The sequence below is a fragment of the Rhodanobacter koreensis genome (assembly GCF_054782855.1).
Window position 1 is genome coordinate 698,589 of sequence record NZ_BAAGRR010000001.1, and the last position, 26,095, is coordinate 724,683.

General features: G+C 64.9%; 19 protein-coding genes. 7 read left to right on the top strand and 12 right to left on the bottom strand.

Features of this window, described 5'->3' with window-relative positions; translation table 11 throughout:
* Positions 1 to 3: 3 nt before the first annotated feature.
* From ACYVKM_RS03005 to ACYVKM_RS03055, 11 genes are all read right to left on the bottom strand, one after another.
* Positions 4 to 1,491: an efflux transporter outer membrane subunit gene (locus tag ACYVKM_RS03005; protein WP_460875634.1), complete on the bottom strand. Its 1,488-nt coding sequence runs from the start codon at positions 1,489 to 1,491 to the stop codon at positions 4 to 6.
* Positions 1,478 to 2,680, bottom strand: coding sequence for an efflux RND transporter periplasmic adaptor subunit (locus tag ACYVKM_RS03010; RefSeq protein WP_460875635.1), 1,203 nt, complete (start codon positions 2,678 to 2,680; stop codon positions 1,478 to 1,480). The genes ACYVKM_RS03005 and ACYVKM_RS03010 overlap by 14 nt, the downstream gene beginning before the upstream one ends.
* A complete protein-coding gene (locus ACYVKM_RS03015; RefSeq protein WP_460875637.1) occupies positions 2,673 to 5,861 on the bottom strand; it encodes an efflux RND transporter permease subunit in 3,189 nt (1,062 codons plus the stop codon). The genes ACYVKM_RS03010 and ACYVKM_RS03015 overlap by 8 nt, the downstream gene beginning before the upstream one ends.
* A 166-nt stretch (positions 5,862 to 6,027) precedes the next feature.
* Positions 6,028 to 7,398, bottom strand: coding sequence for a sensor histidine kinase (locus ACYVKM_RS03020; RefSeq protein ID WP_460875639.1), 1,371 nt, complete (start codon positions 7,396 to 7,398; stop codon positions 6,028 to 6,030).
* Complete coding sequence (locus ACYVKM_RS03025) at positions 7,382 to 8,062, bottom strand: response regulator transcription factor (RefSeq protein ID WP_460875641.1); 681 nt, start codon at positions 8,060 to 8,062, stop codon at positions 7,382 to 7,384. Before ACYVKM_RS03025 ends, ACYVKM_RS03020 begins: the two co-directional genes overlap by 17 nt.
* Before the next feature lie 162 nt (positions 8,063 to 8,224).
* The gene (rpoH, locus tag ACYVKM_RS03030) at positions 8,225 to 9,082 is read right to left on the bottom strand and encodes an RNA polymerase sigma factor RpoH (protein ID WP_460875643.1); all 858 of its coding nucleotides are present in this window, start codon (positions 9,080 to 9,082) and stop codon (positions 8,225 to 8,227) included.
* Positions 9,083 to 9,254: 172 nt separating this feature from the next.
* Positions 9,255 to 9,989 carry a uracil-DNA glycosylase gene (ung, locus tag ACYVKM_RS03035; RefSeq protein ID WP_460875645.1) on the bottom strand — a complete coding sequence of 245 codons (735 nt, stop codon included), beginning with the start codon at positions 9,987 to 9,989 and terminating at the stop codon, positions 9,255 to 9,257.
* Positions 9,986 to 10,828 carry a response regulator gene (locus ACYVKM_RS03040; protein ID WP_460875647.1) on the bottom strand — a complete coding sequence of 281 codons (843 nt, stop codon included), beginning with the start codon at positions 10,826 to 10,828 and terminating at the stop codon, positions 9,986 to 9,988. Before ACYVKM_RS03040 ends, ung begins: the two co-directional genes overlap by 4 nt.
* A 137-nt stretch (positions 10,829 to 10,965) precedes the next feature.
* Positions 10,966 to 11,961, bottom strand: coding sequence for a permease-like cell division protein FtsX (gene ftsX, locus ACYVKM_RS03045; RefSeq protein ID WP_460875649.1), 996 nt, complete (start codon positions 11,959 to 11,961; stop codon positions 10,966 to 10,968).
* On the bottom strand, positions 11,958 to 12,635 hold the full coding sequence (gene ftsE / locus ACYVKM_RS03050; RefSeq protein ID WP_460875651.1) for a cell division ATP-binding protein FtsE: 678 nt from the start codon (positions 12,633 to 12,635) through the stop codon (positions 11,958 to 11,960). Before ftsE ends, ftsX begins: the two co-directional genes overlap by 4 nt.
* A gap of 121 nt (positions 12,636 to 12,756) precedes the next feature.
* Positions 12,757 to 14,478, bottom strand: a complete 1,722-nt coding sequence (locus tag ACYVKM_RS03055; protein ID WP_460875653.1) for a DEAD/DEAH box helicase — start codon at positions 14,476 to 14,478, stop codon at positions 12,757 to 12,759.
* Positions 14,479 to 14,900: 422 nt separating this feature from the next.
* Between ACYVKM_RS03055 and trxA the strand changes: the two genes are divergently transcribed.
* The 4 genes from trxA to ACYVKM_RS03075 all read left to right on the top strand — a co-directional run bounded on the left by trxA (position 14,901) and on the right by ACYVKM_RS03075 (position 19,756).
* Positions 14,901 to 15,227, top strand: coding sequence for a thioredoxin TrxA (gene trxA / locus ACYVKM_RS03060; RefSeq protein WP_460875654.1), 327 nt, complete (start codon positions 14,901 to 14,903; stop codon positions 15,225 to 15,227).
* Positions 15,228 to 15,435: 208 nt separating this feature from the next.
* Positions 15,436 to 17,271, top strand: a complete 1,836-nt coding sequence (rho, locus tag ACYVKM_RS03065) for a transcription termination factor Rho (RefSeq protein WP_460876509.1) — start codon at positions 15,436 to 15,438, stop codon at positions 17,269 to 17,271.
* A 118-nt stretch (positions 17,272 to 17,389) separates the two neighbouring features.
* Positions 17,390 to 18,220, top strand: a complete 831-nt coding sequence (locus tag ACYVKM_RS03070) for an ankyrin repeat domain-containing protein (RefSeq protein ID WP_460875655.1) — start codon at positions 17,390 to 17,392, stop codon at positions 18,218 to 18,220.
* A gap of 144 nt (positions 18,221 to 18,364) precedes the next feature.
* On the top strand, positions 18,365 to 19,756 hold the full coding sequence (locus ACYVKM_RS03075) for a glutamate--cysteine ligase (protein WP_460875657.1): 1,392 nt from the start codon (positions 18,365 to 18,367) through the stop codon (positions 19,754 to 19,756).
* 218 nt (positions 19,757 to 19,974) lie between these two features.
* On the opposite strand, the gene pyrC is transcribed toward ACYVKM_RS03075, so the two are convergent.
* Complete coding sequence (pyrC, locus tag ACYVKM_RS03080; protein ID WP_460875658.1) at positions 19,975 to 21,027, bottom strand: dihydroorotase; 1,053 nt, start codon at positions 21,025 to 21,027, stop codon at positions 19,975 to 19,977.
* Between the two features lie 385 nt (positions 21,028 to 21,412).
* On the opposite strand from pyrC, the gene ACYVKM_RS03085 reads away from it, so the two are divergent.
* The 3 genes from ACYVKM_RS03085 to ACYVKM_RS03095 all read left to right on the top strand — a co-directional run bounded on the left by ACYVKM_RS03085 (position 21,413) and on the right by ACYVKM_RS03095 (position 26,084).
* Positions 21,413 to 22,297, top strand: coding sequence for an EamA family transporter (locus ACYVKM_RS03085; RefSeq protein WP_460875660.1), 885 nt, complete (start codon positions 21,413 to 21,415; stop codon positions 22,295 to 22,297).
* Positions 22,298 to 22,464: 167 nt separating this feature from the next.
* On the top strand, positions 22,465 to 22,845 hold the full coding sequence (locus ACYVKM_RS03090; RefSeq protein WP_460875662.1) for a tautomerase family protein: 381 nt from the start codon (positions 22,465 to 22,467) through the stop codon (positions 22,843 to 22,845).
* A 425-nt stretch (positions 22,846 to 23,270) separates the two neighbouring features.
* Positions 23,271 to 26,084, top strand: a complete 2,814-nt coding sequence (locus tag ACYVKM_RS03095) for an autotransporter family protein (protein ID WP_460875664.1) — start codon at positions 23,271 to 23,273, stop codon at positions 26,082 to 26,084.
* Positions 26,085 to 26,095 lie beyond the last annotated feature (11 nt).

Here is a 26,095-nt window from a genome sequence, read left to right on the forward strand (position 1 = left end):
CGGTCAACGGGCGCTGCCAGCCGGAACAGTTGCACTCCGGCTGGCCAGCTGATCGGCCGACCAGCCGCCGCCGAGCGCGCGGATCAGCTGCACGCTCGCGCGCAACTGCTGGGTATCCAGGCTGAGCAGGCTGATCTTCGCGTCCAGCGCCGCGGTCTGCGCCTGGGTCACGTCGAGATAGCTCACCGCGCCGGCCTTGTACTGCACCATCGCCATGTCGAGCGAATGCTGCGCGGCATTCGCCGCATCACGCTGGTCGCCTCGTGCCACGCCGAGGTGGTCGATCTGCGCCAGGTTGTCCTCGACCTGGGCGAACGCATTCAGCACCACGCCCCGGTAGGTCGCGCCGGCTTCGTCGGTGGCCGCCCTCGCAGCGCGGACCTGCGCCTTGCGATAACCACCGTCGAACAGGGTCTCGAGCAGGGTCGGGCCGATCGCCCAGAAATGGTTCGGCGCGTTGAACAGTCCAGGATAGGCGGCACTCTGGAAACCGCCCTGCATGCTCAGGCCTAGCGAGGGGAAGTAGGCGGCCCGGGCGATGCCGATCTGCGCGTTGGCGGCGGCGGTCCGCCGTTCGGCCGCGGCAATGTCCGGCCGGCGCTGCAGCAGCAGCGAGGGCACGCTGGCGGGAACCTGCGGCAGCTCGATCGGTGTGGTTTCCGGCGCCAGGGTGAACTGGCTGGCCGAGGCACCGACCAGCACCGCGATCGCATCCTGGATCAGCGCGCGTTGCGCCAGGGTCTGCGACCACAGCGACTTGGCGCTCGAGAGCTGGGTCTGCGCGCGTGCCACGTCCAGCCCCGAGACGATGCCGCCACTGTGCAGACTCTCGGTCAGCTGCAGGGCCTTCTTGAAGGCGTCGGTACTCTGCCTGAGCAGGTCGATCTGCTGGTCCAGCCCGCGCAGCTGCATGTAGTCGTCGGCGAGCTGCGCCTGCAGGCTCAACTGCGCCGAAGCCAGGTCGGCAGCCGCGGCCTGCGCGGTGTCCTTGCCTGCTTCGACTGTGTTGCGTACGCGGCCCCACAGGTCGAACTCGTAGTCGACTTCGGCGCCCACGGTGAAGGAGTTGTAGTTCGCCGGCGAGGCATTGGGTCCGGTCAACGGGCCGCGCAGGGGCTTGGTATCCGACTGGTGGTCACGCTGGCCATTGGCGCTGGCGCCAATCTGCGGGAACAGTTCGGAACGTGCCTGGCGCGCGAAGGCCTGCGCCTGCTGGTAATGCGCCAGCGCGGCGGCGAGATCGGCATTGCTGGCCAGCAACTGCTGCTCCAGCTGGTCCAGCCGCGCATCGTGGTAGAGCTGCCACCAGTGGTCGCGGGGCAGTTGATCGGATGGCTGCGCCTGCTGCCACGGACCGCTGCTCCGATCGGTGGTGTCCTGGTAACTTGCCGCCACCGGCACCTGCGGCACCTTGTAGGCAGGCGCGAAGTTGCAGCCTGCCAGTGTCAGCGCGAGTGCTGCAGCAAGGAGACGGCGGTCAGGCTTTGGCATGGTCATTCGCCGCTTTCGGCTGGTTGTCATGCTGGCTGTCGGCGATCTTCACGGCGTCGCCGTCGTTGAGCCCGTCCGGCGGACTGTCGATCACCTTGTCCTGCGCGCCCAGGCCGGAGCCGATCTCCACCGTCTTGCCGTAGTCACGCAGGATGGTGACCTGCCTGAGCGCCACGCGATCGCCGGCGCCCACGGTCGCCACGTGCAACCCGCTGGCGTCGAAGATCAGCGCGCTGGCCGGAATGCGCAACGACTGGCGGTCGCCGCTGAAGCCGAGGCGGACGCTGGCGAAACTGCCGGGCATCAGCTTGCCGTCGGCATTGTCCACGGCGAGCTGGACCAGGGTGCTGCCGGAACTGGCATTGACCGCCTGGGCGGACGCATCGAAACGGGCGGCGAAGGTGCGGCCGGGATATTCCGGCACGGCGAGCGTGGCGTCGACGCCATGCGCGACCGACGGCGCGAAGTTCTGCGGCACCTGCACGTAGACGCGCAGCTTGCTCACGTCGGACACCACGAACAGTGCCTGCCCGCTGCTGCTGCCGGGATTGATCAGCGCGCCGACGTCGGTGTTGCGCGCGGTGACCACGCCGTCGAACGGCGCCACGATGCGTGCGTAGCCCTTCATCGCCTCGATGCGATCGACGTTGGCCTGCGCGGCATTGGCCATTGCGCGCTTCGCGTCGTAGTCGCCGGTACGCTGGTCGACGTCCTGTTTGGATACCGAATCGGAATCCAGCATGGCCTGCCAGCGCTTGGCCGTGGTCGCCGCCAGTGCCTCGTTGGCCTTGGCGCTGGCCAGGTCGGCCCGGGCCTGCAGCAACTGCTGGTCCAGGTCGGGTGTGTCGATCTCGGCCAGCAGTTGGCCGGCCTTGACGTGCGTGCCGATGTCCGCTTTCCACGATTTCAGGTAACCGCCCACGCGTGCATAGATCGGCGCCTGGGTGTAGGCCTCGATGCGGCCGGGCAGCTCCAGCGGCATCGAACCGGCGCTGGCGTCGGGCATGATCGCGTTCACGGTGGGCGTCGCGTGGGCGTCGGTCCAGGTTCTCAGCTCGCGCGCCTGGCTCAGCCGCGAGATGACGCCGAAGGCAACGACCACGACGATCACGATCAGCGCGATCAGGCCGGCGAGGCGCAGGCGCCCCGGCGCGGGCAGCGTGGGAGCGGGATGATTCAAATCAGACATGGACGGGCTCTCCCGAGGGAGTAGGAACGGTGGCGTGGCCGTCGCGCGCATGGATGATGCGGAAGACCACGGGAACGAAAATGAGGGTGGCGCAGGTAGCGAAGATCAGGCCGCCGATCACCGCGCGGCCGAGCGGGGCGTTCTGCTCGCCGCCCTCGCCCAGGCCCAGCGCCATCGGTGCCATGCCGATGATCATCGCCAGCGCGGTCATGCAGACCGGACGGAAGCGCACGAAACCTCCTTCCAGCGCCGCCAGATGCGCATCGCCGGTCGCGGCGAGCCGCTCGCGGCAGAAGCTCACCACCAGGATCGAATTGGCCGTCGCCACACCCATGCACATGATCGCGCCGGTGAGTGCCGGCACCGACAGCGGTGTATGCGTGGCGAACAGTATCCAGACGATCCCGGCCAGTGCGGCGGGCAGCGCGGTGATGATCACGAACGGATCGGCCCAGGACTGGAAGTTGACCACGATAAGCAGGTAGATCAGCACCAGTGCACCGAGCAGGCCGAACAGCAGGCCGGAGAAGGAGTTGTTCATCGTCTGCACCTGGCCGAGCAGATCGACGTGCGCGCCCTTGGGCAACTGCTCCTTGGTCTGGTCGAGCAGCTGCTGGATGTCCGACGACACGCCGCCCAGGTCGCGGCCCTGGGTGCTGGCAAAGATCTGCACCACCGGCTGGATGTTGTACTGGTCGACCACCGCATTGGTGTTGTGCCGGCTGATCGTGGCCAAGCCGCCGAGTACCTGCGGCTGGCCGTTCTTGCCGGTGATCGAGAGGTTGTTGAGAGCCGCCAGCGAATCGAGCTTGTACTGCGGCGTCTGCATCACGATCGGATAGGAGATGCGGTTCTGCGGGTTCAGCCAGTAGGTGGGGGCGACCTGGCTGGAACCGGCCAGATTCACCACCAGGCTGTTGGTCACGTCACCTTCGGTGATGCCGAGCAGCTGCGCCTGGGTGCGGTCCACGTCGATGTTGAAACCGGGGTTGGCCTGCGACTCCTGGATGCGCGCATCGACCACGCCGGGAATGCGGCGGATCTTCGACAGCAGGCTGTCGGCATAGGCGAAGTTGGCCGGCAGGCTGGGTCCGCGGATCTGCACATCGACCGGCGCCGGCGAGCCGAAATTGAGGATCTGGCTCACGATGTCGGCCGGCGGGAAGGAGAAGCTGACGCCGGGGAACTGGTGCGGCAACTGCTCGCGCATCGTCTTCACGTATCCGGCCGTCGGGCTATGCCCTTCGTTGAGCGCGATCTGGATGTCGCCGTCGGCCGAACTGATCGTGCCGGTATTGTTGTAGGTGTTGTTGATGCTGCTGCTGGACAGGCCGATGTTGTCCACCAGGGTGCCCAGCTCGGCGGCCGGGATGATCCGCTTGACGCTCTGCTGGATCTGCGCGAACAGCTTCGCGCTCTGCTCCAGCCGTGTGCCCACCGGGGCACGCACGTGCATCAGGATCTGGCCGGCGTCGACGTCGGGGAAGAAGTTGCGCCCGAGCATCGGCACCAGCGCGAACGACAGCACCACGAAGGCGAGGAAGCCGGTGACGAACACGCGCTGATGTTGCAGCGCCAGCGCCAGCAGGCCGTGGTAGCCGCCGCGGATCTTCTCGAAGCGGCGCTCGAAGCCCTGCTGGAAGCGCGCCAGCGGATGGGTCGAGCGCTGCTCCTGCAGGTGGTTGCCCTGCTCGTCCATATGCGGATGCAGCAGATACTTCGCCATCGTCGGCACCAGCGTGCGCGAGAGGATGAACGAGGCGATCATCGCGAACATCACCGCTTCGGCCATCGGCACGAACAGGAAGCGCGCCACGCCCTCGAGGAAGAACATCGGCACGAACACGATGCAGATGCACAGCAGCGAGACGAAGGCCGGCGTGACGATCTGCGCGGCGCCGTCGAGAATCGCCGGTTCCACCTGCTTGCCGTTCTCCAGATGCCAGTTGATGTTCTCGATGGTCACCGTGGCATCGTCGACCAGGATGCCGACCGCCAGCGCCAGGCCGCCCAGGGTCATGATGTTGAGCGTCTCGCCGATCGCCGACAACGCGGCGATCGAGGCGAGGATCGCCAGCGGAATCGACACCGCGATGATCACCGTGGAGCGCCAGCTGCCGAGAAAGAGCAGGATCATCAGGCTGGTCAGTGCAGCCGCGATGACACCTTCGCGCGCCACGCCGGTGATCGCCGCGCGTACGAAGATCGACTGGTCGCCGATCGGCGCGATCTGCAGGTTGTCCGGCAGGGTCGCCTTCGCGTCCTGCAGGCGCTGCTTGATGCCCGCCACGATCGCCAGGGTGGATGCCGAGCCGTTCTTCAGCACGCTCATCAGCACCGAGCGCCCGCCGTTCACGTGCACGATATTGGTCTGCGGCGGGCTTCCGTCCAGCACGTGGGCCACGTCGCGGATGTAGATGGTGGTGCCGTTGACCGTCTTGACCGGCAGGTTGCCGAGGTCGGCCAGATCGTTGGGCGAGTTGTTGAGCAGCAGGGTGTATTCGAACGTGCCGATCTTCTCGGTGCCGACCGGCACGATCAGGTTCTGCGCCGCCAGCGCGGTGGCGACGTCCGCCGCCGACAGGCCGCGCGCCTGCAACGCAGCCGGATCCACGTCGATCTGCACCTGGCGCGTCTTGCCGCCATAGGGGTACGGGACCGCGGCACCGGCCACCGTGACCAGCTGCGGGCGCAGGATGTTCAGGGCCTGGTCGCCCAGGTTCTGCTCGCTCAGCCCCTTGCCGGACAGCGCCAGCTGGATGATCGGCACGGTCGAGGCGTTGTAGTTGAGGATCAGCGGTGGCGTGATGCCGGCCGGCAACTGCTTGAGCAGGGTCTGCGAGACTGCGGTGACCTGCGCGTTGGCGGTGGCGACGTTCACGCCCGGCTGGAAGAAGATCTTCACGATGCCGAAGCCGGCGATCGATTTCGCCTCGATGTGCTCGACGTCATTGACCGTGGTGGTCAGCACGCGCTCGTACGGCGAGGTGATGCGGCCTTCCATCTGGTCCGGCGACAGGCCGGTGTACTGCCACACCACGGCGATCACCGGAATGTTGATGTCCGGAAAGATGTCGGTCGGTGTTCGCAGAGCGGAGAGCGGTCCGATGATCAGGATCAGCAGCGCGAGAACGATGAAGGTATAGGGTCGCGATAACGCGATCCGCACGATGCCCAGCATGGAGTGTCCAGCGAGAATGTTGCGTAGCGTCAAATTTTGACACGCCGCACCTCGCCGGTACCGATTCGACGCATGAAGATATTTTCATATTCGGCAGGCGCGCAGCGCAGAGCACGCAACGATTCGGTGGAATCGAAATAGCCACGCACTGTTTTCGCTATATCGCCTAGACGCCTGCGACGCGGCAATGCAGGCTCAGCCGCGCGCCATGTTCGCTGTCGGCGATCTCGAGCGTGTAGCCATGCAGGCGGGCGATGGCACTGACGATGCTCAGGCCCAGTCCGGAACCCGGCGTGCTGCGGCAGCTCTCCACGCGGTAGAAGCGACGCGTTACGGCAACACGCTGGCCGACCGGAATGCCCGGCCCGCTGTCGCTCACATCCACCCATGGACCATCTTCGGCAGCTCGCGCGCGGATATCCACGCGACCGCCGGGTGGCGTGAACTTGATCGCGTTGCCGACCAGGTTGCTGAAGGCTTCCAGCAGCAGGTGACGGTCTGCCCGGACCGGTGGCAACTGCGGCAACTCCAGCTCCAGTTGCTGACCGCGATCTTCGGCCAGCGGCAGATACAGCGCATGCACTTCCTGCAGAACTTCGACCAGGTCGATCTGGTCGAATCCGGCGCGACGCTGCTGGTTCTCCAGTTCCGAAATGCGCAGCAGCGCACGGAAGCGGTCGAGCAGCGCGTCGGTGTCGACCAGGCACGCCTCCAGCATCGAGCTTTCGCTGCTGTCGTCGCCAAACTGCTGCTGCAGGCGATAGATCCGCGCACGCAACCGGGTCAGCGGCGTACGCAGGTCATGCGCGATGTTGTCGCATACGCCCTTCACTTCACCGAGCAGGCGCTCGATCTCGTCGAGCATCGCATTGACGATGCCGGCCAGCATGTCCAGCTCGTCGCCACGCCGACTCACCGGCAGGCGTCGGGCCAGATCGCCCTGCATGATGGGCAGCGTGGCTTCGCGAATGGCATGGATGCGGCGCAACGGCCCGCGACTGAGCAGCCAGCCGCCGAGCACACCGGGCACCACGGTCAGCGAGATGCCCCACAGCAGTGCCTGCAGGATGATCGTGCCGATCCGGTCGACGATGCTGGTGTCCCGCGACACCAGCAGGATGCGACCGTCACCCAGGCGCACGGCGGCCGCACGCACACTCACATTCGAACGACCATCGGTGCGTGCCAGGCCTTGCGGCACGATGACCACCGGGCCATTGACCACCACGCTGGGCGGCAGCGCCGTGATGATGCCTGCCAGCGGTTTTCCGTGGGCATCGAACAGTCCCCACGCATTGAGCCGCCGTGTCTCCAGCGAGACATAGTCATTCAGCGCATGCTGTCGCGTGGGCTCGTCGAGCATCGAGAAATAATCCGCCTGGCGCCCGATCAGCTCGTTGGAAACGCGAGTCAGGTAACTGGCTGCCTGCCAGTGGATAAGACCGATCACCACGATGCCCCACAGCGCGAAGAACGCGCCGTAGATCAGGATCAGGCGCGCGGTGGTGGAACGCCAGTTGTCAGTCAGTCTGCGCAAGGCTGTATCCCGAACCTCGGACGGTATGGATCAGTGGTGCATGGCCCGCGGCATCGATCTTCTTGCGCAGGCGGCCGATATGCACGTCGATCAGGTTGGTGCCGGGATCGAAATGGAAACCCCATACGGTCTCGAAGATCATCGTGCGGGTCAGCACCTGTCCCGCATGGCGCATCAGGAACTCCAGCAGCTTGAACTCGGTGGGCAGCAGCGACAACTCCGTGTCACCTCGACGTGCCACATGCCGCATCAGGTCAAGCTCGAGATCGGCCACACGCAGCAAGGTCTGCTGCGCCTGCTGGCGATGCCGCCGCAGCAGCACATCCACGCGCGCCACCATCTCGTTGGGGGCAAACGGCTTGGTCAGATAGTCGTCGCCGCCGGCACGCAGACCGCGTACGCGCTCATCCACATCGCTGAGCGCGCTGATCATCAGCACCGGCGTGGCAATGCCCTGCGCTCGCAGCTGGGTGATGACGCTGAGACCATCGAGACCGGGCAACATCAGGTCCAGCGTGATCGCGTCGTAGCAGGGGTCCGCCGCACGCGCCAGACCTGCATGCCCTTCCGCCACGCGGTCGGTATCGATGCCATGGCCGGCCAGTTCCGCCGCGATCTCGCGCGCCGTGACGTCGTCGTCTTCGATGACCAGGATGCGCGGCATCGATCACTTACCAAAGTGCAGTACTGAGAGCGAGCATAACGACAAATCGGCAGGATGGCCGATTTGCACGGCGACAGCCGCCCATGGGGTGAGGCACATGGATGTGCCGAATGAAACGGCCTCCCGAGGGAGGCCGTTCGACGTGACGCTCGGAGGGACCGCTCAGGCTGTGAACAGCCCGCGCATCTTCTTCATCGCATTCGCCTCGACCTGACGGATGCGCTCGGCGGAGACACCGTATTCGTCGGCCAGATCCTGCAGGGTCGCCTTGTCGTCGTCGAGCCAGCGGCGCTGGATGATGTTGCGCGAACGCTCATCCAGATTCTTCAATGCGCTCGACAGCGTCGACATCTGGTTGTCGGCATCGTCGGCATCGGCCACGTTCTCGTACGGGTCGGCACCTTCGTCGATCAGGAACGCCGCCGGTGCCGGCTTCGCATCGTCGTCGGCGTCGGCCGGCGCCTCGAAGCCGATGTCGCGGCCGGACAGGCGCGATTCCATCTCGCGCACGGTCGCCTCGGGCACGCCCAGATCCAGCGCCACCGTGCGCACCTCGGCCGCGTTCATCCAGCCCAGGCGCTTCTTGCTCTTGCGCAGGTTGAAGAACAGCTTGCGCTGCGCCTTGGTGGTGGCGACCTTCACGATGCGCCAGTTCTTGAGGATGAACTCGTGCATCTCGGCACGGATCCAGTGCACCGCAAAGCTGACCAGACGCACGCCCTGATCCGGGTCGAAACGCTTGACCGCCTTCATCAGGCCGATATTGCCTTCCTGGATCAGATCGGCCAGCTGCAGGCCATAGCCGCTGTAGCCGCGCGCCACATGCACCACGAAACGCAGGTGCGACATCACCAGCTTCTTCGCCGAAGCCAGGTTGGCCTCTTCGAGGAAGTCGCGCGACAGCTCCTGCTCCTCTTCGGAACTGAGGACCGGAATCCGGTGCACCGCGGAGATATAGGCGTCCAGGCTGCCCACGACGCTCGGCAGCGGAAAGTTGGCGGTCACCAAGGCTTGTGACATGGGTGGAACCTCCTGAATGACGTCGAAGTTTAGCACTCGGGTAGTTGGAGTGCTAAAGCCTCGATTGGTTCAGCCCGGAAGATTCCGAGCTATAATGAACCGTATAGTATATATATTTACACCCATTGTCCAGCCCTTCAGTCACCCCGACATGTGGGCCCCGCAAGGCCATTCAAGCGGGCGGGAAACCGCCCTGCAATACCGATCGCGGCGGAAGAGACCAGTCGATCGGTGTCTGGCCGTTGGCTTCGAGATAGCGATTCGCGGCGGAGAAGTGGCCGCAGCCGAGAAAGCCGCGATGCGCCGACAGCGGCGACGGGTGCACCGAGCTCAGCACGCAGTGCCGGCGGGTATCGATCAATTGTCCCTTGCGCTGGGCATAGGAGCCCCACAGCAGGAACACCAGGCCTTCGCGTTCGCGGTTGAGCGCATCGATCGCCGCATCGGTGAAGCCTTCCCAGCCCTTGCCCTGATGCGAACCTGCCCGGCCATCCTCGACCGTCAGCACGCTGTTGAGCAGCAGCACGCCACGATCGGCCCATGGCGTGAGGCAACCGTGGTCGGGCCGCGCGATGCCGAGATCGCGCTGGATTTCCTTGAAGATGTTTTCCAGCGACGGCGGCACCCGCACTCCTGGCCGCACCGAGAAGCACAGGCCATGCGCCTGGCCCGGACCGTGATACGGATCCTGGCCGAGAATCACCACCCGCACCGCATCGAACGGGGTGTGCTCGAATGCCGCAAAAATCTCCGGACCGGGTGGATAGATCCGCTTGCCGGCCTGCTTCTCCGCGCGCAGGAACGTCGACAGCGCCTGCATCTCCGGACGCAGCAGATAGTCGCCCAGCCGCGACTTCCATGATGGTTCCAGCCTGATCTTCTCCGGCATGATCCGCTCGTCGCTCATGCGCTGTTCGCGTGCTCACGCAGGTGTTTCGCCACACGCAGCTGGAACAGCAGCTTGGTGATCAACAGCTTTTCCTCGACCGGTTTCTCGACCAGGTCGTTGGCACCGGCCTGAATCAGGGCGGCCTGATTGGCCGGATTCTCGTCGCCGGTCATCACCAGCACCGGCAGCCGGCCCTTGCCATAACCGAACTCGCCGCGGATGTGCTTGAGCAGGTCGCCGCCGGTCAGCTCACCCTTCAGGCTGACGTCGGTCAGCACCACATCGGCACCGACCCAACCCAATGCGCGATCGGTCTCCAGCATCGCCAGCGCATCCTCCACGCTGACCACGTGGCGCACGGTGAGGCCGATCTTCTCCAGCATGCGCCGGGTTGCCAGAGCCACCACGCGGCTGTCTTCGACGTAGAGCACGGTGCCCTCTGCCGTGGTCTGCGGGCCGACATAGCCGCGGATGAATGCGGCCAGCGCCTGGAAACCCAGCGCCTTGTCGAAATAATCGGTGACGTGCTCGCCCAGCGAACGCCGGTGCAGGCGATCCTCGACGTCCCCCGAGACCACCACGATCGGCACATAGGCCTGCGGCGCCGACTCGCGCACGAAGCGCGCCAGCTCCAGCCCGTCCATGTCGGGCAGGCGCAAGGCGATGGTGATGAAGTCGAACACGCCTTCGCCGAGCACCTGCTGCGCATCGGCGCCACTGCCGCAACCGACCACCTCGACGCCGGGCAATTCGGCCTGCAGTACCCGGGTGATCAATTGCCGCACTACACGCGAGCCGTCGACCACCAACACGCGCGGCGCCTCGGTGAGCAGACGGCTGCTGATATTTGTACTCATTACCCTGCTCATTCACCTGACCCGTGGCGATCCTTGCGATGAACCTGCGACCGCACCCCCTGCGACCGCTTCCACACAGATAGTGCACGGACCGCAACAGCAATGGCTGCGATTCACATCACCTTCGGCAGTACCCATCATCCCAACTTGCGCAACTGCCATGCGCTGACCAGTCGCGCGCCCAGCCAGCCGAGCGCGGCGGCCGTCAGCGGAACCGCGAGCAGCAGCCACAACGGCAGGCCACCGACCTGCAGCTTGCCATCATAGGCCCGGCTCAACTGCGCCACCGGACCGGCCAGCGCGAACTCGATCAGCACCGCCAGCAAGGCTGCCAGGATGCCGCTGAACAGGCCATACCAGATGCCGGCGTACAGATACGGCCGGCGCACGAACGCACTGCTGGCACCGACCAGCAGCAGCACACTGATCTCTTCGCTGCGACTGGCGATGTCCACTCGCACCGTATTGCCGACCACCAGCAACGCGGCCAGTGCCAGCAGCGAAGCCAGTACCAGCACCACGCGGTTGCCGACGCCTAGCAGCGCGTCCAGCCGCTGCCGCCAGCTGCCGCTGTCCTGCACCAGCTCGACGCTGTGCATGCTGCGCACATCGGCGACCAGCTGCTCGATCGCGTTGGCAGTCGTCCCGGCCTTGGGCTGCAGTTGCAGCACGTAAGGCAGCGGATTGTCGTCGAGCGTCTGCAGCGCGCCGGAGAAACCCTGCATCTTCGCCAGCTCGTCCATGCCCTGCTGCGGCGTTTTCACCGTCACCGAAGCCACCTCGGCACGGTCGCCCAGTTGCCTGGCCAGCATCTGCGCCTGCTGCGCATTCTGACCAGGCTGCATGAACACGCTGATCGCCTGGCTCTGGCCCAGTGCCTCGCCCAGCTTCTGCACATTGCCCAGCAGCAGGTAGAACGCCAGCGGCAAGGCCAGCGCCAGGCCCATCACCGCCATCGTCAACAGGCTGCCGAGCGGACGTGAGGCGAGCCGGCGCAGACTCGACGCCGCGCTCCAGCCGTGATGCTCCTGCCAGCTGCCGAGCCGACGACCATGACTGTGCTCGTTGCGCGGTGGCGCGTCGGAGGCCGAGGCGCGGACAGTCGCGTGGATGTCTTCGGGCGGCGTGTTCACAGCACCTCCTGCGCAGCCAGATCGGCCACCAGCCGACCGTGGTCGAGCACGATCACGCGTTTCTTCATGCGCTTGATCAGTGGCAGGTCGTGACTGGCGATCAGCACGGTGGTGCCCACCTGCTGGAACTCGCCGAACAGGCCCATGATCTCCACCGCCAGTTGCGGATCGAGATTGCCGGTCGGTTCGTCGGCAATCAGCAGGGATGGCCGCGCCACGATGGCACGGGCAATGCCGACGCGCTGCTGCTCGCCGGCGGACAAGGTATCCGGCAGCTGACGCTCGTAGGCAAGCAGACCGACCTTTTCCAACGCCGCGCGAACCCGCCGGGCGCGCTCGGGCCTGGCAATGCCACCGATCACCAGCGGCAGCTCGACATTGGCGAACACCGTGCGCTCCATCAGCAGACGGTGATCCTGGAATACCATGCCGATTTGCCGGCGCCATTTCGGGATGCCACTGCGGCGAATCCTGGAGAGATTCTTGCCGTCCATGCTGATCGTGCCGTGCGAAGGCCGCTCGATCAGGCCAAGCAACTTGAGCAGGGTGCTCTTGCCGGCACCGGAATGACCGGTGACGAACGCCATCTCGCCCGTCGGCACCTCGAACGAAAGCTGCGAGAGTGCTTCGTGCCCGCCCTCGTAGCGCTTGCTGACTTGATCGAAATGGATCACCGCGTATCCCCGCACCTGCGTGGCGTCATACCAGCTGCAAGGATAAGGGAAGCCGATGCCAAGATGCGGACTTCGCACCATCGTCGATCGCCGTGGATTCAGCCCACGACGATCGTTGCGCTCAACGGCCGGTGAACAGCCTGGTCAGCCGGCGGAACAGGCCCGGCTTCTTCGGGTGAGCGTGGCCAGCGGTGATGCCGGCGGTGACCGCCACCTGCCGTGACGGCCGGTTGCCGGATTCGCCCGCATTGCGCTCGCGCGGCGGACGACGCTCGCCACGCGGGGCGCGGTTACCTTCCGCGACGGCAGCGGTGTGCCCCGTCGTCTCGACACCGTCGGTCGGCGCGCCTTCACGGCGGCGGTTACGTCCGCCACGACGACGACGCGGCTTGCGTACGCCATCGGCGGCCGGAGTCGCTTCGGTCGCATGCACTGCTGCCGCCACCGGCTGTTCGGTCACAGCCTCGACACTGCGGTCGGCGACGGCGGGCTTGCGCTCGCGCGGCGGACGCGAACCGGTACGGCCGGCACCGCTGCGCTCGCCACTGCGGCTCGCACCACCCGTACGGCGCGGCTTCTCGCCCGGACGCGGCGGCACCACGTCGCCGAACGCGGCGCTGTCGGCCGCGGCATTCGCGGCGAATTCGGCGTCAACCTCACGCGGCTTCGGCATCACCAGCAACGCGGGATCCATGCTGGCAACCGGGATGCTCTGGCCGATATACGTCTCGATCTCCGGCAGCGACATCGCATACAGGTCGCAGGCAAAGCTGATCGCGTCGCCCTCGGCACCCAGACGGGCCGTGCGGCCGATGCGATGCACGTAATCCTCGGCGTCGTGCGGCAGGTCGTAGTTGAACACGTGGCTGACCGCGGGAATGTGCAGGCCGCGCGCGGCCACGTCGGTGGCCACCAGGATGTCCAGCTGGCCGTCCTGGAAACGCTGCAGCAGCTTCTGCCGCTTCAGCTGCGGCACGTCGCCGGAAATCGCGCCGACACGGCAGCCATGGCGCTTGACCCGCTCGGTGATGCGTTCGGCAGCCGCCTTGGTGTTGACGAAGATGATGCTGCGGCTCGGCTTGGCGCGGTCGATCAGGTTCAGCAGCAGCGGCATCTTCTCTTCCTTGGCCGGGAAGTAGACCAGCTGGCGCACGCGATCGGCGGTGACGTTGTCGCTCTCCACCACCAGCTTCTCGGCCTCGTGCATGTGCTCGTAGGCCAGCTCCAGCACGCGATGGCTCAGCGTGGCGGAGAACAGCAGCACCTGACGCTGCTCGCGCGGCGGCAGCTTGCGGAAAATGAAGCGCACATCCTTGATGAAACCGAGGTCGAACATGCGGTCGGCCTCGTCGATCACCATCACCTCGACGCTGTTGAGGCTGAAAACCCCCTGCTTGTGGTAGTCGAGCAGGCGGCCGGGCGTGGCGATGATGATGTCGCAGCCATCCTTCAATTGCTGGCGCTGCTTGTCGTAATCGACGCCGCCGTAGATCAGCGCGGTGCGCAGGCCGGTGTGACGGCCGATCGCCTTGGCGTCCTTCTCGATCTGGATGGCCAGCTCGCGGGTCGGTGCGATCACCAGCGCGCGCGGGTCGCTGTCCTTGCGGTCGGCCACGGCCGGCGTGGTCAGCAGACGGTTCATCAGCGCGACCAGGAAGGCGCAGGTCTTGCCGGTGCCGGTCTGGGCCTGGCCGGCGACATCGCGGCCGGCCAGCGCCAGCGGCAGGGTCATTTCCTGGATCGGCGTGCAGCGGGTGAAGCCGCTGTCGTCCAGGCCCTGCTGCAGCAGCGGTTGCAAATCGAAATTGGCGAAGAAAGTGTCGGTGAGTACGGTTTGTGACATAGGGGAGTGGAAACCTTGCCTGACGGCGGCGTGATGTGCTGTGCCGCTTCAGACGCCGGACGTCGGCGGAGGGCGGTGCAGGACGGGTGCGCGATGCGCAGCGAAGCGGCTCAATGTCAGGGTCAACAAGGTCGCGCCGCGGCTGGCGACGCCGTATTTGCCGGCGGTCTGACGGGCAGCTTTGCAAGCTGCCCTTGAATCGTGCCCGGAGTTGCGCTGGAATGAAGACCTGCCGCCATGGCACCCCTTCTTTCCTGCCCAACCCGCGCTTCATGGGCGCCTGAGTGTAGCTGATGAGGGCACCCGGCGTCTGTACGGGCGGGAATCGACGGCCTGCCAGCCGCTTCCATTTATCTTGTTTTTTCGCCCTTGCCCCCCATCTGTCATCCACGCATTTGTGCCCCCAGCCACGGAGATCCCCGGTGAGCGACCTGATTACCCATGTGAACGACGACGCCTTCGAGCAGCAGGTGCTCAAGTCCGAAACCCCGGTGCTGCTGGATTTCTGGGCGGAATGGTGCGGCCCGTGCAAGGCCATTGCGCCGATGCTGGACGAACTGGCCCAGCAGTACGAAGGCAAGCTGCGCATCGTCAAGGTCAACATCGACCAGAACCAGCAGACCCCCCGCACCTATGGCGTGCGCGGCATCCCGACCCTGATGGTGTTCAAGAACGGCAAGGTCGAGGCGACCCAGATCGGCGCCGTCAGCAAGGGCCAGCTGACCCAGATGATCGACAAGGCCATCTGACCCACTCGTTGCAAACCCGCTGTGTGGAGCCGGCCCGGCTGAGTACGACCGACTCACGAGGCTTTACGCCGATACGCGGCGGGTGCTAGATTCATCGCGTCCGTCGGGACAGTCCTGTCCCCTTGCGCCCTCCGCGCGACGCACACCCTCCCTCCTGTAATTCAACGGCGCCCCGCGAGGATTGCCCGTGTCCGATACCGAAAACACCATGTCGAACGACGCCAAGAGCGCCGATACCAAGCCTGTTGCCGAAGGCAAGCCCGAGCCGCGCCCACGCGCGCCGCGCCGCACGGCCGCAGCGATCGCGGCGGCGAATGCCGAAAAGGCAGCGCATGCCGATAAACCCGCCGCACCCGTACCAGCCCCGGCGGCAGCCGAGCGTCCGGTGCCGGCGCCTGTCCCGGTGCAGGCCAGTATTCCCGTGACCGCGGCGACGCAGGGCAACGAATCGTCGCCTCCGCGTGCCGCACAGGAACAGCGTGAACCCGGCGCCCAGCCCGGCCGCAACCCGGATCAGGCGCCGAGCCAGCAGCAGGGCCAGGGCCAGGGCCAGAACCCGAGCCAGGGCCAGAACCCGAATCAGAGTCAAGGCCAGGGCCAGAATCAGGGCCAGAACCAGAACAACGCTGGCCGCGAAGGACGCGATGGCCGCGGCCGGCGCCGGCGCAACGAGCGCGGCGGCAATCCGCAACAGCCGCGCCCGCAGGGCGGCAACCAACGCCCCAACCCGAACGGCCTGCCGGTGGATGACGACAACGCCGATCCGGGCAGCAACGACCGGGTGATCAACCTCACTGAGCTCAAGCGCAAGAACGCGATCCAGTTGCTGGAATTCGCCGAGTCGCTGGGCGTGCATGAAGGCGTCGCCCGCGCGCGCAAACAGGACGTGATCTTCAACGTGCTCAAGGCGCACGCACGCTCCGGTGGCGGCATCTGGGCCGAAGGCGTGCTGGAGATCCTGCAGGACGGTTTCGGCTTCCTGCGCTCGGCCGACGAGAGCTACCTGGCCGGCCCGGACGACATCTACGTGTCGCCCAGCCAGATCCGCCGCTTCAACCTGCGCACCGGTGACTACATCACCGGGCGCGTGCGCCATCCGAAGGAAGGCGAGCGTTACTTCGCCATGCTGCGCGTCGACGACATCAACGGCGATCCGCCGGAGGCGTCGAAGAACAAGATGCTGTTCGAGAACCTCACCCCCCTGTTTCCGCGCAAGGCCTTCAAGCTGGAGCGCGGCAACGGGTCGAGCGAGGACATCACCGGCCGCATCCTCGACCTGATCGCACCGATCGGCAAGGGCCAGCGCGGCCTGATCGTCTCCCAGCCGAAGTCCGGCAAGACGATGATGTTGCAGAACATCGCCCAGGCAATCACCTACAACCACCCCGAAGCGCACCTGATCATGCTGCTGATCGACGAGCGCCCGGAGGAAGTGACCGAGATCGCCCGCACCGTGCGCGCCGAAGTGATCTCCTCGACCTTCGACGAGCCGGCCGTGCGCCACGTGCAGGTCGCCGAGATGGTGATCGAGCGCGCCAAGCGCCTGGTCGAGCACAAGAAGGACGTGGTGATCCTGCTCGACTCGATCACCCGCCTCGCCCGCGCCTACAACACCGTGGTGCCCAGCTCCGGCAAGGTGCTCACCGGCGGTGTCGACGCCAACGCGCTGCAGCGCCCGAAGCGTTTCTTCGGCGCCGCGCGCAACGTCGAGGAAGGCGGCAGCCTGACCATCATCGCCACCGCGCTGACCGAAACCGGCAGCAAGATGGACGAGGTGATCTACGAGGAGTTCAAGGGCACCGGCAACATGGAAGTGCACCTGTCCCGCCGCATCTCCGAGAAGCGTGTCTACCCGGCGATCGACATCAACCGCTCCGGCACCCGCCGCGAAGACCTGCTGATCGAGCCGGACATGCTTTCCAAGATCTGGATCCTGCGCAAGCTGCTGCATCCGATGGACGAGCTGGCCGCGATGGAGTTCATGCTCGACAAGATGAAGAACACCAAGTCCAACGACGAGTTCTTCAACTCGATGAAGCGCTGAGCTCATCCGTTCGTATCAAGCAGAAAGGCCGGCGCATGCCGGCCTTTCTGCTTTCACGCACTTGCGGAACCTCCCTGCTTCGGCTGGAATCGACCAGCTCTTTAGGGGGAAACATCCAATGCTTTCGCGTATCGCATTGCTTGCACTTGGGTTGTTGTTTGCTAAGCAGGCCATCGCCGACGGTAGTCAACAATTCCAGCCACCGATGGCTTGCCAATATCAAACCGTATTGATGCACAGGCTTGCGTTGCAAAGCGCCTTCGACGTGCCACCCGAAATCAATGCGCTGATGGTGAACGTGATCGACGGCAAGCTGCCACAGGTCCGTCAACAACTGAGCACGATGTCAACGGCCGATGCCGCGCGATGGAAGCAGTCCGCCCTGATCATCGCAGCCTATGCCAACAACTCCACGATCGTGAAAGGTCTTCTGAACGACGGTGCCGCAGTAGATGGCAGCGGATGGATGCCCGACCTCAAACAAAGCTTCCACGATCAAGCTGTCGAGGAGATCCGGAAGGACCCAAACTGGGAGACGAACCCGAGGCCCGACACGGGTTTTAAGGAAGCGGCCGTATTGTCGTTCCCGGTCAAAGCCGGCCTCGACGGCACTGCGCTGATTATCGCGGCCAGATGCAACGACATCGCAACACTCGACGTGCTGCTGCACCACCATGCCGATGTTGACGTGAATCCATTTCCAAATGGGATGAATGCATTGGAAGTAGCTGTATCCCTCGGGAATACGGCTACCGTGCAGCGCCTGCTTGAACACGGTGCCGACGTCTGCATCGAGGATCGCTTGATCCACCAGCGCCAGCTGGAGCGAAAAATGAATCACTTCTCCACAATTGCTGATTGGGGGCGTCGGAGAAAACTTCCTGGCAATGTGGTTGCCAGTCTGACTTGCCCGGCATTTGACTCGGGCCACGGCGAAAACCGTCGGTGATTTCTGCCACGCAGGCCGGCTACCGCCTTGCGGATCAAACGGGGGAGCCATCTGTACCGCCCCGTCCAATTATTTGCCGCTACCCCCTTTTCGTTGTCACGCAACACCCCCATAGTGACTCGCTCATCCAGCGAGGCTTTGCCCGTGTCCATACCCAGTGCCGTCAAGAGCACCCCGATCCGGGACCGCCAGCAACTCACCGACTATCTCGCCGCGGGCGAGAAGCCACGCGAGGCATGGCGCATCGGGACCGAGCACGAGAAGTTCGGCTTCCTCACCGACACCCCCGAATCAAGTCCGGGGCAGGCTCTGCGGCCACCCACCTTCGAGGGTGACCGCGGCATCAAGCTGCTGCTGGAAACCCTGGCCACCCGCTACGGCTGGGATGTGGCCCGCGAGGGCGAGAACCCGGTGGCGCTGTCGCGCGACAAGGCCTCGATCACGCTGGAACCGGCCGGCCAGCTGGAGCTGTCCGGCGCGCCGCTGGAGACCATCCACCAGACCTGCTGCGAGGTGAACTCGCACCTGGAAGAAGTCCGCTCGATCGCCGACGGCATGGGCCTCGGCTTCCTCGGCATGGGCTTCCAGCCGAAGTGGCGCCGCGACGAGATGCCGTGGATGCCGAAGGGCCGCTACAAGATCATGCGCGAATACATGCCCAAGGTCGGCTCGCTCGGCCTGGACATGATGACTCGCACCTGCACCGTGCAGGTGAATCTGGACTTCTCGTCCGAAGCGGACATGGTCAAGAAGTTCCGCACCAGCCTCGCGCTGCAGCCGATCGCCACGGCGTTGTTCGCCGACTCGCCGTTCACCGAAGGACGTCCAAACGGCTATCTGTCGTATCGCTCGCATATCTGGACCGATACCGACCCGCACCGCACCGGGATGCTGGACTTCGTGTTCGCCGACGGCTTCGGTTACGAGCGCTACGTCGACTACATCCTCGACGTGCCGATGTACTTCAGTTTCCAGGACGGCAAGTACATCGATCTGGCCGGACAGGATTTCAAGCAGTTCATGGCCGGCGAGCTGCCGATGCTGCCGGGCACGCGCGCCAGCATGAAGGACTTCGCCGACCACCTCACCACCGCGTTCCCCGAGGTACGGCTGAAGCAGTACCTGGAAATGCGCGGCGCCGATGGTGGACCGTGGAATCGCCTGTGTGCGTTGCCCGCATTCTGGGTCGGCCTGCTGTACGACGACGAGGCGCTGAACGCCGCGTGGGATCTGGTCAAGGACTTCAGTCGCGAGGAACGCCACGCGCTGCGCGACGGCGTGCCGAAGCATGCGTTGAAGCTGCCGTTCCGCAATGGCACGGTGCGCGACCTCGCCGCGGAAGCGTTGAAGATCGCCGGCCACGGCCTCAAGCGCCGCGCTCGCCTCAACAAGCACGGTGCCGACGAGAGCATCTTCCTCGAACCGATGATCGAGATCGTGCAGGCCAACCAGACTCCGGCCGAACGCAAGCTGGAACTGTTTCATGGCGCGTGGAACGGCAGCGTCGACCCGGTGTTCCGCGAGTTTGCGTACTGAAAGCACCGGCACCACTGCGCCGAAAACTCCCCCATAACGTCATTCCGGCGTAGGCCGGAGGAGCTTCACAACAGCGCAGCTGGTAATCGCATTTAGCTTAGCTGGCCGCATACGGCCCCGTGACGAAATGCGATAACCGGTTTCGTGCTGAAGCGATTCCGGCCTGCGCCGGAATGACGGCATGTGAGGCTCTTACGCTTGAGCCAATGCCACCCGAATCAGGAAGCGGTCGCCTCCACGAGCGTCCATGCGACGGACTCGCCGGCTCGCATCGGCTTGCAGGTGGATCCGGCCAGCGGATATTCATCCGGCACGATCCACGGCGTGCGTTCGAGTGCAATGCGATCCTGATTGCGCGGCAGACGGTAGAAGTCCGGGCCATGGAAGCTGGCAAACGCTTCGAGCCGATCCAGCCGGCCGGCCTGCTCGAATGCTTCGGCATACAGTTCCAGCGCTGCATGCGCCGTATAGAGCCCCGCGCAGCCGCAAGCCGACTCCTTCGCCTCGCGCGGATGCGGCGCGCTGTCCGTGCCGAGGAAAAAATGCGAATCCCCACTGGTTGCCGCTTGCAGCAGGGCAGCGCGATGCGTCTCCCGCTTGAGGATAGGCGCGCAGTAATTGTGCGGACGGATGCCGCCCTCGAACAGCGCGTTGCGGTTGAGCAACAGGTGATGCGCGGTGATGGTGGCGCCGATGTTGGCTGGCGCGCCGCTGATGAAATCCACTGCGTCGCGGGTGGTGATGTGTTCCAGCACCATGCGCAAGCCCGGGAACCGCGCCTGCAGCGGCAGCAGGTGGCGCTCGATGAAAACGCGTTCGCGATCGAAGATGTCGATGTCCGGATCGGTGACCTCGCCATGCAGCAGCAAGGGCAAGCCGTGCCGCTCCATCGCTTCAAGTACGGGATACACCCGCGACAGCTCGCGCACGCCGGACTGTGAATTGGTGGTGGCACCCGCCGGGTAATACTTCACCGCAAAGACGCTGCCGCTTTTTTTTGCGCGACCGATCTCCTCGGCCGGAGTGTCCTCGGTGAGGTACAGCGTCATCAGCGGCTGGAAGCGCATGCCCGCCGGCAAACTCGCCAGAATCCGCCGGCGATAGTCTTCCGCCTGTGCGACTGTCGTCACCGGCGGCTTCAGGTTCGGCATCACGATGGCCCGCGCAAACCGCTGTGCGGTATGACCGATCACCGAAGCCAGTGTCTCGCCATCGCGAAGATGCAGATGCCAGTCATCGGGACGGGTGATTTCAAGACGCGTGGGGGTCATGGCTTGCAAACTCAGGATGGCAGATATGGAGAAAGGGCACAGCGAATATCACGGTGGTGCGCGTGACGGGCGCATGCCGGGTAGCCTTGGCATGGCGCCAACATCATGCACGGGATACCTATGGTATCGCGCCCACCCTGATTTGTTTCGACCACGATCCACGGTCTCGACACGCATCGTGCTCGGAAGTTGCTGTCGTGCCTTCACCATCATCATGTCGAGACAAAGGCTGACGCCTGGGCGCCAATGCAACCATCTCTGACTCGTGCCGCGCACTGCTGTCAGAAGCTGTCAGCAATGGCGACGGAATGACGGTCGGACTGCTGGGCTTCGCTCGGCTCTGCGGGCATCATGATCTGACTGTTCTCCCGCCGTGGTTGCAGTCATGTCATCACGTTCCACCGTTGCTCCGGTCGCGCTCGCGGTCGCCATGCTGCTGATCAGCATGGTCTCGTACCAATGTGGCGCGTCGCTGGCCAAGCATCTGTTCCCGCAGGTCGGCGCGCAGGGCGCTACCGCCTATCGGCTGGGGCTCAGCGCGCTGATCCTGCTGCTGTGGCGACGGCCATGGCGTCGGTCGGGTAGCGGACGCGACTGGCGAGCACTATGGGGCTACGGCCTCTCGATGGGCGCGATGAACCTGGTGTTCTACATGTCGCTGCGCACGATCCCGCTGGGCATCGCGGTGGCGCTGGAATTCACCGGACCACTGGCGCTGGCGCTGTTCGGCTCGCGGCGACTGCTCGACTTCGTCTGGATCGCACTGGTGGTGGCCGGGCTGGCCCTGCTGCTGCCGCTGCGCGGGCAGGTGCGGGCGCTCGATCCGGTGGGCGTGATGTACGCGCTGGCCGCCGGCGTGGGCTGGGTGCTGTACATCGTGCTGGGGAGGAAGGCAGGGGCGGCCTGGGGCGCGGACGCGGTGACGCTGGGCACCTCGATCGGTGCCTTGCTGGCGATTCCGTTCGGTGTCGCGCATGCAGGCAGCGCACTGCTGTCGCCGGCGCTGTTGCCGTATGCGCTCGGTGTGGCGGTGCTCAGCTCGGCCCTGCCGTATTCGCTGGAGATGATCGCGCTGACCCGGTTGCCGGCGCGCACGTTCAGCACCTTGTTGAGCCTGGAGCCGGCCGTCGCGGCGGTGGCCGGCGTGGCATTGCTGGGCGAACGGCTCAGCCTGCTGCAATGGCTGGCCATCGTGGCGATCATCGTGGCAGCGGCGGGTACCGCGTTGAGCGTGCAACGACCCACGTTGACCGAGCCGCTGGCGAACTGAAAACCACCCAACCCGGCAACGCTGCCAGTGAGCGCAGTCGGCATCCGGGATCTGCCCGTGCGTGCCGGGCTCTGCATTCCACCTGCATTCCCTGCGACTTGTTAGGCTTGGATGGCGCCTTTTGCGCCTACCCCATCTACCCTGCTTCATCCTCGTGGAGAGTCCCCATGCCACTGGTTCGCATCTCGCTTCGCCGCGGCAAGTCGCCCGCTCACATCGCCGCCCTGCGCAACGGCATCTATCAGGCCATGCGCGAAACCTTCAACGTGCCGGAGCACGACCGCTTCATCCTGGTCAGCCAGCACGACGCCGACGAATTCGACTACGACCCGAATTACCTCGACATCGCCCGCAGCGACGATCTGGTGATCGTGCAGATCACCTGCAACAGCGGCCGCACGGTGGAACAGAAGCAGGCGCTGTACCGGGGTATCGCCGAAAATTTTTCCACCGACCCCGGCCTGCGCTCCGAAGACGTGTTCATCAATCTGGTCGAGGTGGCGAAGGAGAACTGGTCGTTCGGCAACGGTGTCGCCCAGTACGCATAAGCACCAAGGGTGACGATTGCTCCCGGCGATAAATGGACCTCGTGGCGTCATTGCGCCTGCGCTTTACATGACAGTGCTCGGATCCCGCGCATGTCGATCTTTCACGTGTCGTTTACGCTCGAATCAGCATAAAAACACGAGCAGCGCAAAAACATGCACTCCGATGTGTGGTTCGCCGCGTCAGGGACATGCCAAACGATCCACTGTAGCCGTCGCTCCACCTCACGCCGGGGAAGTGCATGCCACGCCGCGATTGTACAAACCGGAACCCGGGAACAAGGCGCATCAGGCCACTCTACGTATTCGCCACGACACCAGCACTATGGCTGTCGATGCTGCCGGCAAGCGCCGTCTACGCCACATGCACCAGCAATGCACCGACGAGCGGAAGCACGATCACCTGTAGTGGTACAGGCATTGCGCCGGTGATTGCGCAAACAGGTAGCAGCAATGTCACCATCAACATCAGCCAGGGCGTGAATTTCGCCGACACGCGCACTCTCAGCCCGGTGGCCTTCAGCGTCGATCATGCAAGCCGGATCACCAACAACGGCGCCCTCGCCCTCACCGGTGGCGGCGGCACCGGCACCAATCGCGGCGCCGTGCTGCTGGGCGTCGGCGACAACAACAACCTCACCAACGCCAGCCAGGCAAGCATCACGACGACTGGCACCTACAACGACGGCATGGCCGCGAATGGCAACTTCAACACGCTGACCAACAACGGCACGATCAGCACGACAGGCCCCAATGCCTATGGCATGACGGCCGCCTGGGGCCAGACGATCTTGGGCCAGGCGAACAACACCCTGATCAACAACGGGTCGGTGAGTACCTCCGGCAGCAATGCGCGGGCGATGTCCATCCTTGGGCAAAACGGGGTGATCACCAATACCGGTTCCTTGCTGACCACCGGCGCGAACAGCCCCACCGCCTACCTGCAGGGCAACAACGACAGCCTGGTCAACAGCGGCACGATCCAGGCGCAAGGAACAGGGTCGGACGCGGTTTTTTCCAATACCGTCGGATCGAGCTTCACGGCCAATATCCAGAACCTCGCCGGCGGGAAAATCATCAGCCAGCAAGGCGCCGCGATACGCACACTCAACGGCGCAAGCACCATCGTCAACGCTGGCCTGTTGCAAAGCACCGGTGTCGCGGTGCAGATGGGAAACGGAGTCAATACGCTGATCCTGCAAACCGGGTCGGTGATCACCGGTTCCGCCGATGGCGGCAGCGGCAGCGCTCCCAGCACGGTCATCCTGCAAGGCACCGGGAGTGCCACCAACGCGTTCACCCATTTCGAGACACTGCTGGCACAAGGCACCGACTGGAACTGGAGCGGCACCGGCGCATTCAACACGGCGCTGGTGCAAGGCGGCACGTTCAATCTCAGCGGCACCGTCAGCGGCGCGGGGTCAGCATCGGACACACTCACGTTCGACAACGCCAGCGTGACCGGTGTCGGCGGATTCACGCATTGGGAATCGGTCGCCGTCACCCACGGCACCCAGCTCACCATGGATGGAACCCTGGTGGTCGGTGATGCCACCTCCGGCACGGGAAACGTCACGATCGACGCCGGCAGTACGCTTCTGGCCGGCAACGGCGCCAACGGCGGCATACAACCCTTCGCGGCAGGCCAGCTCGTGAATGTAGCCAATGCCGGCACCATCGACCTGACCAACGGTGGCATGCCTGCGGCCAACACGTTCACCATCGTGGGCAACTACACCGGCAATCAGGCCAATCTGCTGCTCAACACGGCGCTCGGTGCCGACAATTCGCCTTCCGACAAGCTGGTGCTCAGCGGCGGCACGGCCGGCGGAAGCACTGATATCCATGTCACGAACGCGGGCGGCTCCGGTGGATTCACCGCCACCGACGGCATCCTCCTGGTGGAAGCCACCCATGGCACAACGATCGCGCCGACCGCCTTCGCACTCAACGGCGGACAAGTGCAAGCCGGCGCCTATACGTATTACCTGTTTGAGGGCGGCGTAAGCGCGGGAACATCGCAGAACTGGTACTTGCGCTCGAGTGCACCGCCTGCACCGCCGCCACCGCCTGCTGCCCCTGCCCCTGCCCCTGCCCCTGCCCCTGCCCCTGCTCCTGCTCCTGCTCCTGCTCCGGCTCCTGCTCCGGCTCCGGCTCCGGCTCCGGCTCCAGCTCCGGCTCCAGCCCCCGCTCCGAGCACGCCAATTGCCGCCATGGGTACGCCGGCACTGCCGAGTCCCGTACCTGCCGGCGATCCGCCAACGCCGCTGTTCCGTCCCGAAACCGCGCTGGATTCGAATATCCCTGCCTTGACCAGACAAGTGGGCCTCACCCAACTCGGCACCTTCGACGAACGGCAGGGCGGACAACTGCTCGTTGCCGGCGACGGTCTGCTGCCTGCCGCATGGGTACGCGTCATCGGATTGCACAATGACCAGGCACAGGAAGGCGCGACAGCATCGCGCTTCGACGGCAACCTCGATGGCATCCAGGCCGGCCACGACCTATACGCACACGCAGGCGATGCCGGAGATCGCGACCATGTCGGCGTGTTCATCGGCCACACCCATGCCGATGGTCGCGTCGACGGGGATGTCGGTGGCTTCCCGAATACCCGCGCCGGTGATCTGAGCATGGATGCCAACAGCGTGGGTGCGTATTGGACACACATCGGCCCGGCAAACGGCTATATCGACGCCGTGCTCATGCAAACCTGGCTGCATACCTCGATCGATTCGGTCCAGGGATTCCACAACGACACGCACGGCAAACTGTTCACTGCCTCACTGGAGGGCGGCAAACCACTGCAAATGGGCCAACAACTGACCCTTGAACCCCAGATGCAAGTCATCTGGCAACACATCAACACCGATGCGTTCCAGGATCCGGTATCCACCGTTGCATTCACGCCCATGAACGCGATCACCGGGCGTATCGGCCTACGATTGCAGGGCAACATCGTGCACGACGAGCAGGTATGGCAGCCGTACGTGAAGGCCAACCTATGGCGCGATTTCCATCGCACCTACAACACCGTCTTCGCCGGCGTGGATGCCATCCCCACCAACCTGGCAAGCACCGCCTTCGAATTCGGCGGTGGCGTCAGTGCACATCTGACGCGCCATATCAGCCTGTTCGGCGAAGTGAGTTACCTGACCAACCTTGACACCGTGCATCGCCGCAGCGTCGAGGGAAACCTCGGCTTTCGCGTCATATGGGGAGGTGCCGACGTGTCGCGTTGATTCCGCGAACG

Coding starts and splice junctions, on each gene's coding strand:
- ACYVKM_RS03040 (WP_460875647.1), bottom strand. CDS start 10,828: ATGAGTACAAATATCAGCAGCCGTCTGCTCACCGAGGCGCCGCGCGTG.
- ACYVKM_RS03010 (WP_460875635.1), bottom strand. CDS start 2,680: ATGTCTGATTTGAATCATCCCGCTCCCACGCTGCCCGCGCCGGGGCGC.
- pyrC (WP_460875658.1), bottom strand. CDS start 21,027: ATGACCCCCACGCGTCTTGAAATCACCCGTCCCGATGACTGGCATCTG.
- ung (WP_460875645.1), bottom strand. CDS start 9,989: ATGAGCGACGAGCGGATCATGCCGGAGAAGATCAGGCTGGAACCATCA.
- rho (WP_460876509.1), top strand. CDS start 15,436: ATGTCGAACGACGCCAAGAGCGCCGATACCAAGCCTGTTGCCGAAGGC.
- ACYVKM_RS03005 (WP_460875634.1), bottom strand. CDS start 1,491: ATGCCAAAGCCTGACCGCCGTCTCCTTGCTGCAGCACTCGCGCTGACA.
- ACYVKM_RS03070 (WP_460875655.1), top strand. CDS start 17,390: ATGCTTTCGCGTATCGCATTGCTTGCACTTGGGTTGTTGTTTGCTAAG.
- ACYVKM_RS03055 (WP_460875653.1), bottom strand. CDS start 14,478: ATGTCACAAACCGTACTCACCGACACTTTCTTCGCCAATTTCGATTTG.
- ACYVKM_RS03085 (WP_460875660.1), top strand. CDS start 21,413: ATGTCATCACGTTCCACCGTTGCTCCGGTCGCGCTCGCGGTCGCCATG.
- rpoH (WP_460875643.1), bottom strand. CDS start 9,082: ATGTCACAAGCCTTGGTGACCGCCAACTTTCCGCTGCCGAGCGTCGTG.
- ACYVKM_RS03015 (WP_460875637.1), bottom strand. CDS start 5,861: ATGCTGGGCATCGTGCGGATCGCGTTATCGCGACCCTATACCTTCATC.
- ACYVKM_RS03090 (WP_460875662.1), top strand. CDS start 22,465: ATGCCACTGGTTCGCATCTCGCTTCGCCGCGGCAAGTCGCCCGCTCAC.
- ACYVKM_RS03025 (WP_460875641.1), bottom strand. CDS start 8,062: ATGCCGCGCATCCTGGTCATCGAAGACGACGACGTCACGGCGCGCGAG.